Genomic DNA, 14808 nt, shown 5'->3' on the forward strand with positions numbered 1-14808 from the left:
GCGCCCCTCAGTCGATCGCGTGCCGGAACCCGGCCCGCCACCGCACAGGCAGTCGGCTTGGCACAGCGTCCAGCAGCAGGCCGAACAGCTGGAACTCGGCGTGCTGGAGCGGGCACGGCTGCTCCTGCTGCGCGAGGGGCTCGAAGTGGATGTCGCGACGAGCACGCCCCGGCTCCATCTGCTGATCACCACAGCGGAGCGGGCCTGTGAAGCCGGCGATCCCGAACTGGCCCTGCGTCTGTTGCGCATGGCCGCGCGACGGTGCTGGTGGTCGGATCCGGGGCGGGAACTGCGGGAGCGCGTGGTGGCTGCGGCCGAGCGGCTACCCGTTTCGGAGCTCCACCCGGACCTGGTGTACACACTGGCAGCAGCCACCCCGGTGGAAAGGGCGGCCACGGTCCTCGAACGCCTGGAGCGCCTCGAACGACAGGGCGGCTACGACGCTCTGGCCGCCGCCACCCTGGGCACTGCGGCCACGATGGCGAACGCATACGACCACGCCTCCGGGTTTCTCCGGCACGCCACGGCCGGCCTGCGTGGCCAGGGCCGTCTGGGGCTGCTGGCTCAGACTCTGGTGTCCCTCGCGTTCAGCACCGTGCACACCGTCGACTGGGAGAGCGGACTCCCGGCCGTGGCCGAGGCGATGCGGCTGGCCGAGGAGAACGCCCAGCCGCGCTGGCTGACCGGTGCGCGGATCGCGAAGGCGCAGTTCGCCGCATTGCACGGGGATCTCGACACGGCGCTCGCCGTCATCGGCGAGGCGGAGCGGCAAGGGCTGTCCGTGGCCAACCCCTCCAATCTCGCGTTCATCCAGATCACCCGTGGCCTCATCGGCCTCGCCGCCGGCAACCACGTAGAGGCGTTCCACTGTGTCTGGCGGGTGTTCGACCCGGCCGACCCGGCTTACCACCCGTTCCTGCAGACCATCGCCATCGCGGAGTTGGCCGAGGCCGCGACGGGCGATGACCAACGAGCCATGGCGAGAGCCGCGTTGCACCGGCTCGACGCGTCCGCCGGATCGAGCGAGGCCCAACTGATCCGGATAAACCTGGGATTCGCCCATGCGCTGCTCGCCGACGACGAGGATGCGGAAGAGTACTTCCGGTCGGCGCTCGATCTGGACATGTCCCATACGCCCTTTGCCCGCGCCCGGCTGATGCTCGCCCACGGGGCCTGGCTCCGACGGCGTCGCCGCGTGATGGAAGCCCGCGCTCCGCTCCGGATCGCCCGGGAGTCCTTCGCGGCCCTTGGCGTGGAGCCATGGTGCGAACGGGCACGCCAGGAACTCCGTGCGGCGGGCGAGGGCGGCAAGCGTCACAGCCGTACCGACTGGGACCTGCTCACACCTCAGGAGCTGCAGATCGCCCAGCTCGTAGCGGAAGGCCTCTCCAACAAGGAGATAGGCCAGCAGCTGTATCTGTCACCGCGAACGATCGGCGCGCACCTGTACCGCATCTTCCCGAAGCTCGGGATCACCTCGCGCGGCCAGCTGAGGGACAAGCTGACCGCGAACTGAGCCCGACCTGCGCGGACCCAGGCTTACCGGCCTGCCGGGCTCGGCTTCGCTGCCGTCCCCTTCCGGCGTTCGGTGGTCCAGTAGAGGAGGGCGACGAGGGGGAGGGCAGCACCGAGTGCGGTGAGGCCGGTCCAGCCTCCGGCGTGGTAGACGACGGATCCGAGCTGCGATCCGACCGCGCCGCCCACGAAGAACATGGCGATGAAGGCGCTGTTGAGGCGGGCGCGGGCGGCGGGGTCGAGCTGGTAGACGGTGTGCTGGCCGAGGATCAGGGTGGTCTGCACGGCCATGTCGACGAGGATCGCGGCCAGGGCGACCAGCACGACGCTGTGTCCGCCGAACCCGGCGAGCGCGAACGCCAGGGCGGCGACCACGAAGGCGATGCCGGTCATGGGGCGCACGAGCCCACGGTCGGCCCAGTGCCCGGCGAACGGGGCGATGGCCGCTCCGGCCGCGCCGACGAGGGCGAACACGCCGACCCCGACGGGGGAGTAGTGGAAGCGGGGGCCGGTCAGGACGAAGGAGACCGTGGTCCAGAAGGCACTGAAGGCGCCGAACATCGCCGCCTGGTAGAGACCACGGCGCAGGAGTGCCGGGTGCGTGCGCACCAGCCGGACGGTGGAGCGCAGTACGTGGTGGTACGGCATGGTCGTGGTCGGCGCGTGCTGCGGCAGGGCCGTGCGCAGGGCTACGGCGAGCAGGGCCATCAGGGCGGCGGAGCCGAGGAAGACGACACGCCAGCCGGCGAGGTCCGAGACCAGACTGCTCAGCGTGCGGGAGAGCAGGATGCCGGTGAGCAGGCCGCTCATCACCCGGCCGACGATGCGGCCGCGGGCGTGGTCAGGAGCGAGGCCGGCGGCGAACGGCACGAGGATCTGGGCGACGACCGAGGTGGCCCCGCTGACCAGCGAGGCGATCAGCAGCATGGGGAAGCTGGTGGCGAGTCCCGCCGCCACGAGGGCGAGGGCCGTGACCGCCAGCAGGACGGTGACCAGGTTGCGCTTCTCCAGCCGGTCGCCGAGCGGGACCAGGAAGAGCATGCCGATCACGTAGCCGACCTGGGTCAGCGTGATCAGTGCCCCGGCGGTGGCCGTGCTGGTGTGGAAGACACCGCTCAGGGAGGACAACAGGGGCTGGGCGTAGTAGAGGTTGGCGACCGTCATGCCGGAGGCGACGGCCAGGAGTGCGACCAGCCACCCCGGCACGCCGTGCGGGGCCGTTGCGGTCGCGGGCCGACGCGAGGTCCTGAGTTCGGATGATGCGGACATGTGCACCTTCTTGGCGGGGCGAGCCGGGAGACCGGCGCGGGCGGTAGTGCCATGGCGTGGCCGGCAGCTTCTTCGATGCCGTCACGCAGTCGTAAGCGTCGGTCCGCTCTGGGTGCTTCCCCGTCTGAGGCGATGGTTCGGAATGTCAGTCATCTCCATCAGAGATGAGCCTGCAGAGCCCGTACCGCCGGTGCTCTGGGTCAGTGCTCCAGCTCGGTCTCAAGCCATCGCAGGACTTCTGGGGTCACGGGGTCGGCTATGTCGGCGAACTCGGCGTGCTTCTTCAGGAACTTGGCCACGTAAGGGCAGACCGGCACGATGCGTTTCCCCACGGCACGTACATCGGTCAGGGCCTGCTGGACGAGGATCGAAGCCAGGCCCTGACCGGCGAAGGCGTCGTCGATTTCGGTGTGGTAGAAAACGCGCTGGTCATCGTGGTCGCGATACGCGGTGAGGCCTGCGGTCTTGCCGTCGACCAGGATTTCGTACCGGTGCTTGGTGTTCACTCGCTCGACAGTCGGAGCGGCGGCGGGCTGTGTCATCAGGGGCCTTTCAGTGACGCGTCGGGTTCTTGCGTGGCGCGATGGTGGCATTCGGAAGGGCGGGCGCGGGAAGGCGGTGGCCGTCGTAACCTTCGACGCTGCCGAAGCGGTCGGACGCGTTCTCCCAGGCTTTCCTGGCGTCGACGATGTCCTCGTGGCTACGGCCGATGAAGTTCCACCACATGACGATCTGCTCCTCGAACGGCGTGCCGCCGAGCAGCACCGCCCGAGCGGGGGTGTCCGACTCGTTCGTCAGCGTCAAGGTGTCGTTTCCCGTGCCGAGGTAGCCCAGTTCCGCCGGGTGCAGGAGTGTTCCGGCCATGCGGACAACCCCTTGGTCGACGAGCAGGCCGTACTCGAAGGCGGCCGCTACGGGGAGTGTGGTCGTCGAGCGCGGGTCGAGGACGAGTTCGGCGCCGAGCAGGGGAGTGAACGTCCGCACCGGAGAGGTGTCACCCGCGAGGGATCCCAGGAAGACTCTGATTTCCGCCCCGCCCACCCGGACCGGTTTCGGCGCGTAGTGCCGGAAGTCCCGGCAGGTGTTCCGGTGTTGTTCCGGCAGAGCCACCCACAGCTGGACGCCGTGCAGGATCGTGGTGGCGGCGGTGGAGACTTCCGAGTGGCTGATACCGTACCCGCTGGTCATGAGGTTCAGCTCACCGGGCCGTACGAACGCGTGGCTGCCCAGGCTGTCGCGGTGCTCGATCTCCCCGCTGAACAGCCAGCTCACGGTCTGCAGACCAGTGTGCGGATGGGGAGCGACGTCCATGCCGCCGGTGTCGGCGACGTCGTCGGGGCCGTAGTGGTCGATGAAACACCAGGCACCGATCAGCGTCCGCGCCCGCTGTGGCAGCGTGCGCCGCACCGTCATGGCCCGTGGGCCGCCCAAGGGGACGTCGCGCGCGGACAGCACGTCGACCTGCGGCGCGGGCTCACGGTGGTCGGCGGCACCGCAGCGCAGCGCGACGGGATCCGTTTCGACGTTGCTCATCGAGGGCCCTCTCGCATCCGAATATGATTTCATATTCAACAATCATGCCTGGTTCGTGCGGTCGCTGCCGAGGCGGGGAGACCGTGGCCTGGTAGAGCTGATCAACCTCCGTGTGTCACAGATCAACGGCTGCGCCTACTGCCTGAACGCGCACACCAGGGCCGCTTTGCACGCCCGCGAGACCGCTCAGCGCCTGGGCGTGCCGGCTGCCTGGCGCGAGTCTGGGTGGCGATCACCATCAACGCGTGCAACCGGATCTCCGCCCTGAGCAAGCACCGCGTCCGTAAGGTCCCCTGACAGCCGGTTCCCGAGATCGGAATCGGCTCAGTGGGCGGTGGCCCGGACGGCCTCCTCGATCAACTCGATGACGCGCTCCGGGTGGGCGAGCATCACCAGGTGCGAGGAATCGACCTCGACAGTGGTCATGCCGGCACGCTGGTAGCCGTAACGCTCCACCTCGGGGTTGATGGTGTGGTCGGCCGTGGCGACCAGGCCCCAGGAAGGCTTGGTCTTCCAGGCCGCCTTCGGAGCCTTCTCGGCGAAGGCCTGTGCGGCCAGGGGACGCTGGGAGACGGCGAGCACGGCCGCGAGGTGGGGGTCGACATCGGCGGCGAAGACGGACGGGAACTTGTCGATCTCGACCGACACGTCGGTGCCGGGAGTGGTGGAGCCCTCGATCGGGAACGGCGTGTGGACGAGCGCGGTGGCCAGGTCGGAATCCGGGAAGCCGCCCTGCAGCTCGCCCAGGCTCTCGCCCTCCTCCAGGGCGTAGCCGGCCAGGTAGACCAGCGCTGTGACGTTGTCCTCCGTACCGGCGACGGTGATGACGGCGCCGCCGTAGGAGTGCCCGACCAGGACGACCGGTCCGGGTATCTCACGGACGATCGAGGCGATGTAGGCGGAGTCGCCGAGCAGACTGCGGTTGGGCACAGCCGGGGCCACCACGTCCAGGCAGCGGGCGATCAGTTCGGGGATGACACGAGCGAAGCTGGACGCGTCGGCGAAGGCGCCGTGGACCAGGACGACGGTCGGGCTGTCGGAAGGGGACAAGGCACAACTCCCTGTGGATGTCGGTCGTGGTGCTCGGCTGGTGCGGGCCGCAGGCTTGGACAGCACACTAGGGGCCGCCGGCGAGGGTGACTTGTCTGTCGGTGCACCGTCTGTGGTCCATCCGTGCCGGTGAGGAGTGCGGGCGAGGGACACCTTCGAAGGCCTGCATGGCAGTGCTCCGGCACTCGTCCCCTTCCTGCTCTTCCTGGCACTTCCAGGCAAGCAGCGATGCGCTGAAGGACAACAGGCGGCGAGACGTCCGCCCTAGCGTGAAGCCATCCCGCGCCGCGCATGCCGCGAACGCACCAGTCACTCCAGAAGAAGGAACGACACTTTGCCGTACATCACCGTGGGCCAGGAGAACTCCACCACCATCGACCTCTACTACGAGGACCACGGCACCGGGCAGCCGGTCGTCCTCATTCACGGCTTCCCGCTCGACGGCCATTCCTGGGAGCGGCAGAGCGCCGTACTGCTCGACGCGGGTTACCGCGTGATCACCTACGACCGCCGCGGCTTCGGACAGTCCAGCCAGCCGACGACCGGGTACGACTACGACACTTTCGCGGCCGATCTGAACACCGTGCTGGAGACCCTCGACCTGCGAGACGCCGTCCTGGTCGGCTTCTCCATGGGCACCGGAGAGGTCGCCCGATACGTATCCACCTACGGCTCCGCCCGGGTGGCCAAGGTCGCCTTCCTGGCCTCCCTGGAGCCGTGCCTGCTCAAGACCGACGACAACCCCGACGGGGTGGCACCGAAGGAGTTCTTCGACGGCGTCGTCGCGGCCGTCAAGGCGGACCGCTACGCGTACTACACCGACTTCTACAAGGACTTCTACAACCTCGACGAGAACCTCGGCACCAGGATCAGCGAGGAGGCCGTGCGCAACAGCTGGAACGTCGCGGCGGGTGGCGGCTTCTTCGCGGCGGCCGCCGCGCCGTCCACCTGGTACACCGACTTCCGCGCCGACATCCCGGCCATCGACGTGCCGGCCCTGATCCTGCACGGTACGGGCGACCGGATCCTGCCCGTCGCGGGGACCGCGCGCCCCTTCCACAAGTCGCTCCCGTCCGCCGACTATGTCGAGATCGAAGGCGCGCCACACGGCCTGCTGTGGACCCACGCGCAGGAGGTCAACGCAGCACTCCTCACCTTCCTGAGTAAGTGACCTCCCGCCGCAGGCCCGCCCGGCGGGCCTGCGGATCAACGTTGCCGTCAGGATCGCCGGGGACGGGGATCCCGACGGCGCTCGTGCGGTCGGCTACTGCTGCTGCGAGAGGCGCCGGCCGTTTCGAGAGGAGCCGGGCATCTGCGGCTACCGGCACGGGAAGGGGGAGGAGGAAGTCCCGAGGCCCGACACTTACGAGGTGGTGAGCGAATGGGCTCGGGACGTGCCGGCCTTGGAAGTTCGGCTGGTGGGTGATTCAGCACGTCCTCGACCCGCACCGTCGTCAGGACCTCCAGGCCGCGGAGAGGCAGTACGGCGGCACGGGAGTTCTTGCTGCGCTCGGTGAGCCGCTCGATGACCTCCACCTTCACCCCGGCCGAGTCCAGCAGCGCGGCCGTCAGCAGCCCGACGGGTCCCGCGCCCGAGACGATGACGTCGGCGCTCATGCCTGCCCTCCGTTCTCGATCGTGTGGGCCACCGCCCGGGGCGGCTGACCACGTGGGCGGTTTCGGTCCGGTGGTGCTCGTGATACGCCCTGTCGGTACTGCTTCCCCGGCCGCCGCGCGAGCCGGCCCACGAACTCCGGCACCCTGCGCAGCGCACTGCGGGAACTCGGCATCCCCGCCGAGAAAGGCCGCACCTCCGCCATCCGCCGGCTCGTTCTCCAGATCCCGGCCCGTCATCGCCCAGGCGCTCGGCCACCACGACAAGAGCACCACCCGCATCGCCATCGACGCCGGAGCCCCCTGGAAGAACCACGCTCCGGGCGCCCACAGCAAGTGACCGGCACTGCGGCAACGACCGGGCGGATCCGGTCGCAGCCACCGGGCGGATCAGTCGCCGGCCAGGACCATGAGGAACTGGGTCTCCGCGTCGACCACCTCAAGGAGCCCGCGTGAACCCTGCCGTCGCCACCTGGGCGGGAGTCGCCGCCTCCGCAGCCCTGGTCCTCCTCGCCATCGCCGTGGTCTGGCACGGCCGTCTTCGCCTGGCCCGCGAGATCACGGTCGCCGCCATACGCGCCGGCGTACAACTGGCCGCCGTCGGTGCCATCCTGCTGCTCGTCTTCCGCCACACCGGACTCGCGGGAGCCACCGAGTGGCACTCATCGTGCTCATCGGCGGCCGCGTCGCCCCGCCGCGCCCCCGGTCTGCAATGAGCCCTACTCACCGCCACCACAGCCATCGCCGGAGGCGCCGCCGCCACCCTCGGCACACTGCTCGCCCTCGGCGTGATCGCCACCCAGGCCCGCGTGGTCATCCCCGTAGGCGGCATGGTCGTCTCCGGCGCCATGCAGGCCACCGGCCTCACCCCGACCCGCCTCACCGACGAGGTCCGTTCCGCACGCCCCGCCATCGAGGCCCGCCTCAGCCTCGGTCTCACCGCTACCGACGCCTTCGCCCCGCACCAGGGCACCATCGTGGACCCCGCGCTCGTCCCCGTCATCGACTCCACCAATACGGTCGGGATCATCAGCCTGCCCGGCGCCATGACCGGCCACATCCTCGCCGGAGTCGACCCCCTCACCGCGATCCGCCACCAGATCGTCGTGATGTACATGCTCCTCGCAGCGGCCGCCCTCGCCGCCCTGACTGTCACCCGCCTCGCCGAAGGCTCCCTCTTCGACGACACCCACTGTCTACGCCCACTGACTACCGACACCGGCAAAGCGCAGCTGTAACCACCGATCAGACTGGGCCGAAGGCCGGCCGACGGCGAATTCATGCTGGCCGGCAGCCTCCTGGCCCACCTCACCTTCCTGAGGGCGCCGTCATCGCGACGTCCCGCTGACTGCACCATTTCCCTGACTCGCGAAGTGTCAGAAATTGCCACAGTCGCACGCTATGCGTACTTTTGCACCGTTATGAGCCTCGTGTAACGCCATGCGACGCCCTGGAGACCCACTACGGCACCGCGCCGCGGGTTCACCAGCCCCTGGAGTTCGCGCACGCAGCGTCCACAGAACTGCTCAAGTGGCTCGGGTTCAAGAACGTGCAGCGCGACCAGGACGAGACCGTCACCGCCGCGACACCCGACCAGGTCCCCGGCTTCATCCTCACCAGGGGCGCCGACCTCTACGGCCGCTGTATCGCCCTGGTCGGCAAGGGCAAGGCCCCCAAGGCCAGCGGGTCGTGGATCAACGTCGACGTGGCGCTGCTGCGGAAAACGGCCCACCATCACGTGCTGGCTACCGGTCTGGCATACCCGACCTACTACCACAACCTCTTCCCCGACCTACGGAAAGAACTGACCGACGTGGTCCACAAGGCACAGGAGGAAAAGAAGGGTCTGTGGCCGCAAGATGTGACCACGAAGGGCGCGAAGGTGACTGGCATGACGTCGATCACTGACCAGGTGGTGATCCTGCCCAGGCTTTTCCGCCGCCTCGTTGACTACCTGCGCCTCGGCGACACTTCGCTGGCCGGGTTCCCCGCCTTCCTGGCCCAGAAGCAGGACCGCTTCTTCATCCTGTCCACCGGCCACTCCACCACCAGGGTGGACTACATCGTCAAGATCACCAACGGTCACACCATCCGGATGACACACCCCGCCGGAGACCTTGTCTTCGATGAAGGATGACAAAGAAGAAGGCAGCGGCCCATGACCACCGCCGACGACTTCCGCGCCGTCTCCGAACTTCTCACCGGCGAGTGCCCACTCGGCGCTCAGCTTTCCGACGCCTACCAGCAACGCCTCAAGGCCGCCTACCCAGCGGACCTCACCGGTCTCATCGACGCCTGCCGTGCCGCCACCGGCCAGACCGACCCGGCCGCCGCACTGCCCGAAAGGCTCGACGTCGATCCAGCCTTGGCAAGAGTCGCCCGGGAGACGATCGCCCTCTGGTACACGTCGCAGTTCACCCGGCCCGACGGCACCCTGCACACCCCGGGCAGTCCCCAGCAGGGGCAGTGGCCGCCTTCTCGTCAGGGAGCTCTCGGTGTAGGCGAGCCCGGAGCAGAGGGCGGCCAGGTGGCGGGTGACCGTGCGGCGCGAGATCACCATCCCGTCGGAGGCGAGCTCGTGGGCGGTGCGAGTGGCCGACCACGTGTGGGCACGCCGCATCTCCTCGATGCGTGTGACCACGTTGGCGGCGCAGTCGGCTGATGATGTGGCGTCGAGCTTCGGTCGATCAACCCGAGTTCGCCGTGCCGCCGCCGGTGCCCGTTCACCCACTTCGACGCCGTTGCTCGGGAAATCCCCATCTCTGCGGCGACATGCGCGATCGGACGGGTCTTGCAACGCTCGATCAATCGGCGGCGACCCTCCGCGGGCAACGGGCGTTCGCGTGGGTCATGGTGTCGTCGAGGCCGTACGGGACGCGTGGTGCCGTGCGGCGGTGACGATGAGTGAGACGTTCTGCCCACCGAAGCCGAAGGAGTTGCTGAGCACGACATCCTGGGGGACGTTTCGTCGCTCTGCGACGACATCGAGATCGATGTCGGGATCGACACCGGCCGCGGTGAGGTTGCGGGTCGGCGGGATGACGCCGTGCTCCACACTGAGGACGGCGATGAGCGCTTCGATCGCACCAGCCGCGCCGAAGAGATGCCCGAGTGCCGCCTTGGGGGCTGTCACGGTGGCGCGGCCGAATACTTCCCCGATCGCGTGTGCCTCGGCGACGTCACCGACCGGAGTTCCGGTGGCGTGGGCGTTGATGTGGCTGATCTGCTCGGGAGCCAAACCGGCTTGCGCAAGGGCCTTCCGCATGGCCGAGATCTGACCGGAGCCGTCGGGAGCGGGTGCCGTGATGTGGTGAGCGTCGGCGGCGATGCCGGCGCCCGCGAGTACCGCGTGGACGCGCGCGCCTCGGGCGCCGGCGTGCTCGGCGCTTTCGAGCACCACGACAGCGGCGCCTTCACTGAGCACGAATCCGTTGCGGTCCGCGGCGAACGGCCGGGACGCCGACGCGGGTTCATCGGTATGCCGCGACAGTGCTTGTGCCTGGGCGAAGCCGGCGACGGTGATCGGGGTGATCGCGGCCTCGGTCCCGCCCGCGATGACCACGTCCGCCTCGCCGGCACGGATGAGCCTGGCCCCCAGCGCGATCGCCTCGGCACCGGAAGAGCACGCCGAGACGGGCGTATAGACCCCGGCCCGTGCACCGTATTCGATACTGATCAGCGCCGCCGCCGCATTGGGCATGAGCATCGGGACCGTGCGTGGAGAGACGCGCCGAGTTCCGGCCGCCTCCAGTACGTCGTCTTCCTTCAACAGCGTCCGTACGCCCCCGATGCCCGTGCCGATCGCTGATGCGAGCCGGTCCGGGTCCACCTGCGGGGCACCGGCATCGGCCCAGGCTTCGGCCGCCGCGGCGAAGGCCGCCTGCTGCGAGCGGTCGAGCCGCCTGGCCTGCACCGGCAGCAGCAACTCGGCGGGGTCGATCGCCATCGTCCCCGCGACGGTGTCGGGAAGGCCGACGTCCTCGTGGCCGCGCAGGACGCCGCCGCGGATGCCGGACTCGCCGGCAAGCAGGGCGCCCCACGTAGACACCACGTCTCCACCGAGTGGCGTGATCGCGCCGAGTCCGGTCACGACGACTTCGGTCCGGTGCATGCCCTTCCACCTTTCTTGTATGCGATACAAGCGAACGATCCTTGTTGTATCACATACAATTTGAGTGTGGAGAAGAAGCGAACCGAAGCTCGATCAACGTCGGCTCGGTCGCGTGACCGTGGTCGCGCGACGAGGCGCCGACTGATTGAGGCAACTGCACGGCTGTGCAAGGAGCGGCCTGGCGCTGAGGTGAGCGTCGCGGAGATCGCGAACGCGGCAGGCGTCTTCCCCAATCAGGTCACCTACTACTTCGGCTCCAAGGACTCGCTGCTCGTGCACGCCGCCTTTCTCGGCTTGCTGCACGACGCCCGACGGATTGAGCGCATCGGTCGCCAAGCCCCAGATGCGGCGACATTTCGGCGCAACATCGCCCGCGCCGTACTGGCCATGCCCTCGCTCCCGTCGGTCGCGCGAGCACTTGCCGCCGGGATCTCCAAGCCGGAACTCGCCCCCGTGGTCGACCGGCACCTCCAGTTGCTGTTCCGGCAATCCGAGCGCTTCGTGAGCCGGCTCATCGACGGTCGCGGCTGGAGGGCCCGTCGACCGCTCGACGTGGAGGCCAGGACCTTCTGGAGCACCGCGCTCGGCGCAGTGCTGCTCGTCCGCGCCGGGGCACACGGCACTGTCGCCGACCTCGACCTCGCCGGAGCATTGACCATCCACGACGAACCCGAGCCAGGCTAGTGCTGTGACCAGGAGAGTTCACCGGGTTGGTGGTCGGAGCGGTTGGATATGGCGTGTGGTCTGATCCGGCTGCTGGGGTGTGGTGGCTGAACCTGTTCGTGTGCGCAGGTTGACCGAGCAGGAAGGGCAGAAGCTGCAGCAGATCGTGCGCCGGGGCAGCACCAGCTCGGTACGGTACCGGCGCGCGATGATGCTGCCCGCTTCGGCCGACGGGAACGCGGTGTCGGTGATCGCGAAGCTGGTGCAGGCCGACGAGGACCGTCCGCGATATGTTCCATGGGCTCAACGAGATCGGCCTGGCCTGCCTGGACCCTCGGTGGGCGGGAGGCCGTCCCCGCCTGTTCAGCCCTGACGACGAGGATTTCGTCGTGGCGACGGCCACCACCCGCCCGGCCAAACTCGGTCAGCCCTTCACCCGTGGTCCATCCGCAAACTCGCCGCCTCCCTGCGGAAAGTGCATGGCCGCGTGATCAGGATCGGACGCGAGGCATTACGGTGTCTGCTCGCCCGCCGCAGGGGTCACCTTCCAGCGGACCAAGACATGGAAGGAGTCGCCCGACCCGGAGCGCGACGCCAAGCTGGACCGGATCGAGGAGGTGCTGGGGCACTTCCCGGACCGGGTGTTCGCGTTCGAGGAGTTCGGGTCGCTCGGGATCCGGCCCACCGCCGGGTCGTGCTGGGCCGAGCAGGGCCGGCCCCGGCGGCATCCCGCGACCTGTCACCGCACCCACGGGGTGCGTTACTTCCACGGCTGCTACTCGGTCGTTGACGACACCCTGTGGGGAGTCAGCTGCAGGAAGAAGGCGCCGCGAACACCCCGGCCGAGCTGACGTCGATCCGCGCGGCCCGCCCGGACGGCGCCCCGATCTACGTGATCCTGGACAACCTGTCCGCCCACAAGGGCGACACCATCAGGCGCTGGGCGAAGAAGAGCCGGGTCGAGCCGTGCTTCACTCCGACCTGCCGTCCTGGGCCAACCCGATCGAGGGGCACTTCGGGTCGGTGCGGCAGTTCACCGTCGCCAACTCCAACCACCGCCACCACACCGTGCGGACCCGCGCTCTGCATGCCTACCTGCGCTGGCGCGCAACGCCAACGCCCGCCACCGCGACGTCCTGGCCGCCGAACGCAAGGAACGCGCCCGCATCCGCAGCGAGAAAGGCATCCGCTGGGCGGACGCTCCCTCGCCACCGTGGCCTGAAGAACCCGGCGCACCTCATCCGGTCACCGTACTAGCCGGCGTAGGGGTTACCGCCTAGCCAGGTGGTGCCGTCGATCAGTTCGCGGACGGCGTCCAAGTGGCCGCTGTGGCAGGCGACTTCGGTGAGCACGTGAATCAGGATGTGCCGCACGTCAGGCAGCCGCCAGGTCGGCCAGATCTCCACGGGCCATGCGGCGGGCTCCTGTTCGGGCGCGGCGGCAGCGAGCACGGCGTCCGCGCGCGCGATGGCCGCCCGGTAGTCGGCGAAGACCCTCTCGGCGCTCATCCCTTCGGGTACGTACCAGTGCGCCTCCGCGCCTGCCGTGAGCTGTCCGGCCACGTCCGGCTCACCCGCGATCACCCCGCAGAACCAGAAGCGTTCGACATCCAGGGTGAGGTGGCGCAGCAACGCCAGGCAGCTCCAGCCGCTGGGCAGCACCGGCTGCCGCAGATCCTCCTCCGAGAGCCCTTCGAGGATCCCGAGGACGTGCTCGCGCTGGCGGTCCAGGGCGCCTTTGAGGACGCCGAGTTCGGCGTTCACCGGGCGGCGCACAGTGCGGCGAGGCGTTCAAGAGTGCTCGCCATCTGCGTCTGCCACCAGGCGCGCCCGCTGTCCACCTGTCCTTGAAGCCGATCAGCGCCACGTCGTCCGGCACCCGCCAACCCGGCAAACCTTCCCGGTCAGAGCACTAGCTCAGTCGAACGGGCCGGCGGCGAAGTGATGGGCCTGGGCGCCCCGGTCGTGGTCCTGCGTGTCGATGTGCTGGAGGGCGTCGAGCAGGTGGTGCGCCTCCGTCAGCGTGAAGAGCGGCAGGAGCGTACAACTCCGGCATACCCAATGCGGGATAAAGTGGTTCGTCCATGCAGGGCGCAACGCACACCAGCCGCGCCGGTTACGCCCGCTGGTCAGCTTCTGGCCGCGGGGTGCCGTCGGGGCCGAGGAGCACTGCAAGTTCCCGTTGAACGCTTTGTGTTTTTGGCTGAACCACACAGGTCATTGCCGTTCTCGCGGCCCCGGTGACGCTGTTGCACTCGATCCAGGTGTTGTCCAGGATCACGTGGGCCACCTAGCGCCTGTTGCGAAAGTGGAGTTGTCGGACTGGACGTGCCCTGCGGCAGGTACCGTTTCATGTCAGGCTCTGGGGGGCCGCTGCCCCTGGGGACTGTCAGTTGCAATCGGGAGGCTGCGCAGTGTCAGCGCAGTCGGCGGGGGCAGCGGCTTGTTGGCCGGGTCGGTGCGGAACGACTGGAGCAGATAGGCCACCAGGCGCCGGGACGCTGCACCATCATCCGGTAGGGCGGTCACCAGACCGCAGTGTGCCAACAGGACCACGGCGAGGTCGGAAGGGTGAAAATCGGCCCGCAGCGCGCCCGACGCCTGGGCCCTGCGTACCAGGGTCGTGAAGTCCCGCTCGGCTCGTTGCCGGGACTGCGCGTGTTCCGACGTACTTTCCGGGAAGGCCGCGACGAACGCGGCCGGGAACCCGCGTTCCTCCCGTTGCAGAGCGCAGACCGTCTCGACCAGCTGCTGGAAGCCTTGCCACGGGTCAGGGGCGGCCAGAGCCTCGGTGAGCGCCCGCGCGCAGGTCTCCATCTGCTGCGCGAACGCGCCTCTCACCAGGGCGTCCCGGGTCGGGAAATGCCGGTACAGCGTCGCCACGCCGACCCCGGCCCGTCGGGCCACGGTCGCCATCGGGGCGTCGATCCCGTGCTCCGCAAAGACCGCACGGGCGGCGACGAGGACGCGCTCCCGGTTGCGCCGGGCGTCCGCCCGCACCCCGTCCCGGGCTGTGATCCGAGAGGATTCCGCCATCACTGTCTCTCGCTTCTG

General features: G+C 68.9%; 14 protein-coding genes and 3 pseudogenes. 8 read left to right on the forward strand and 9 right to left on the reverse strand.

All coding sequences use genetic code 11. The annotated features are described in order from the left end of the window. Positions 1–19 precede the first annotated feature (19 nt). On the forward strand, positions 20–1516 hold the full coding sequence (locus O1G22_RS41400) for a LuxR family transcriptional regulator (RefSeq protein WP_270086034.1): 1497 nt from the start codon (positions 20–22) through the stop codon (positions 1514–1516). A 23-nt stretch (positions 1517–1539) separates the two neighbouring features. Here the strand turns inward: O1G22_RS41400 and O1G22_RS41405 are convergent, their stop codons facing one another. The 3 genes from O1G22_RS41405 to O1G22_RS41415 all read right to left on the reverse strand — a co-directional run bounded on the left by O1G22_RS41405 (position 1540) and on the right by O1G22_RS41415 (position 4317). Further along, complete coding sequence (locus O1G22_RS41405; RefSeq protein ID WP_428986535.1) at positions 1540–2721, reverse strand: MFS transporter; 1182 nt, start codon at positions 2719–2721, stop codon at positions 1540–1542. 263 nt (positions 2722–2984) lie between these two features. Further along, positions 2985–3326 (reverse strand): GNAT family N-acetyltransferase, encoded by a 342-nt coding sequence (locus O1G22_RS41410; RefSeq protein ID WP_270086036.1) that lies wholly within the window; start codon positions 3324–3326, stop codon positions 2985–2987. A 10-nt stretch (positions 3327–3336) separates the two neighbouring features. Continuing rightward, positions 3337–4317 (reverse strand): pirin family protein, encoded by a 981-nt coding sequence (locus O1G22_RS41415; RefSeq protein ID WP_270086037.1) that lies wholly within the window; start codon positions 4315–4317, stop codon positions 3337–3339. 55 nt (positions 4318–4372) lie between these two features. On the opposite strand from O1G22_RS41415, the gene O1G22_RS41420 reads away from it, so the two are divergent. Further along, positions 4373–4585, forward strand: a complete 213-nt coding sequence (locus tag O1G22_RS41420) for a carboxymuconolactone decarboxylase family protein (protein ID WP_428986536.1) — start codon at positions 4373–4375, stop codon at positions 4583–4585. Between the two features lie 56 nt (positions 4586–4641). Here the strand turns inward: O1G22_RS41420 and O1G22_RS41425 are convergent, their stop codons facing one another. Then, complete coding sequence (locus O1G22_RS41425) at positions 4642–5367, reverse strand: alpha/beta fold hydrolase (protein WP_270086038.1); 726 nt, start codon at positions 5365–5367, stop codon at positions 4642–4644. A 334-nt stretch (positions 5368–5701) separates the two neighbouring features. Here O1G22_RS41425 and O1G22_RS41430 point away from each other — a divergent pair, with 334 nt between their 5' ends. Then, positions 5702–6538 carry an alpha/beta fold hydrolase gene (locus tag O1G22_RS41430; RefSeq protein ID WP_270086039.1) on the forward strand — a complete coding sequence of 279 codons (837 nt, stop codon included), beginning with the start codon at positions 5702–5704 and terminating at the stop codon, positions 6536–6538. 47 nt (positions 6539–6585) lie between these two features. Here O1G22_RS41430 and O1G22_RS45050 read toward each other — a convergent pair whose 3' ends face one another. Continuing rightward, the gene (locus O1G22_RS45050; protein ID WP_428986459.1) at positions 6586–7269 is read right to left on the reverse strand and encodes an FAD-dependent monooxygenase; all 684 of its coding nucleotides are present in this window, start codon (positions 7267–7269) and stop codon (positions 6586–6588) included. A gap of 164 nt (positions 7270–7433) precedes the next feature. Here O1G22_RS45050 and O1G22_RS41435 point away from each other — a divergent pair. The 3 genes and pseudogenes from O1G22_RS41435 to O1G22_RS41445 all read left to right on the forward strand — a co-directional run bounded on the left by O1G22_RS41435 (position 7434) and on the right by O1G22_RS41445 (position 9643). Continuing rightward, a pseudogene (locus O1G22_RS41435) lies at positions 7434–8219 on the forward strand (ABC transporter permease). A 311-nt stretch (positions 8220–8530) separates the two neighbouring features. Continuing rightward, on the forward strand, positions 8531–9118 hold the full coding sequence (locus O1G22_RS41440) for a hypothetical protein (protein ID WP_270086040.1): 588 nt from the start codon (positions 8531–8533) through the stop codon (positions 9116–9118). 21 nt (positions 9119–9139) lie between these two features. After that, positions 9140–9643 (forward strand): hypothetical protein, encoded by a 504-nt coding sequence (locus O1G22_RS41445; protein WP_270086715.1) that lies wholly within the window; start codon positions 9140–9142, stop codon positions 9641–9643. Here O1G22_RS41445 and O1G22_RS41450 read toward each other — a convergent pair. Beyond that, positions 9637–9833, reverse strand: a pseudogene (locus tag O1G22_RS41450) (helix-turn-helix domain-containing protein); the annotation flags it as partial. The gene O1G22_RS41445 and the pseudogene O1G22_RS41450 overlap by 7 nt on opposite strands. Further along, complete coding sequence (locus O1G22_RS41455) at positions 9830–11092, reverse strand: beta-ketoacyl-[acyl-carrier-protein] synthase family protein (RefSeq protein ID WP_270086041.1); 1263 nt, start codon at positions 11090–11092, stop codon at positions 9830–9832. The pseudogene O1G22_RS41450 and the gene O1G22_RS41455, both read right to left, overlap by 4 nt. A 66-nt stretch (positions 11093–11158) precedes the next feature. Between O1G22_RS41455 and O1G22_RS41460 the strand changes: the two genes are divergently transcribed. Then, positions 11159–11776 carry a TetR/AcrR family transcriptional regulator gene (locus O1G22_RS41460; protein WP_270086042.1) on the forward strand — a complete coding sequence of 206 codons (618 nt, stop codon included), beginning with the start codon at positions 11159–11161 and terminating at the stop codon, positions 11774–11776. Positions 11777–11858: 82 nt separating this feature from the next. Next, positions 11859–12960, forward strand: a pseudogene (locus O1G22_RS41465) (IS630 family transposase); the annotation flags it as partial. 48 nt (positions 12961–13008) lie between these two features. Here the strand turns inward: O1G22_RS41465 and O1G22_RS41470 are convergent. Together O1G22_RS41470 and O1G22_RS41475 are read right to left on the reverse strand one after the other, a co-directional pair. Beyond that, complete coding sequence (locus O1G22_RS41470) at positions 13009–13518, reverse strand: DinB family protein (RefSeq protein ID WP_270086043.1); 510 nt, start codon at positions 13516–13518, stop codon at positions 13009–13011. A gap of 591 nt (positions 13519–14109) precedes the next feature. Continuing rightward, complete coding sequence (locus O1G22_RS41475) at positions 14110–14790, reverse strand: TetR/AcrR family transcriptional regulator (RefSeq protein ID WP_270086044.1); 681 nt, start codon at positions 14788–14790, stop codon at positions 14110–14112. Positions 14791–14808: the final 18 nt, after the last annotated feature.

The organism is Streptomyces camelliae (assembly GCF_027625935.1).
In the GTDB taxonomy this organism is placed as follows: Bacteria; Actinomycetota; Actinomycetes; order Streptomycetales; family Streptomycetaceae; genus Streptomyces; species Streptomyces camelliae.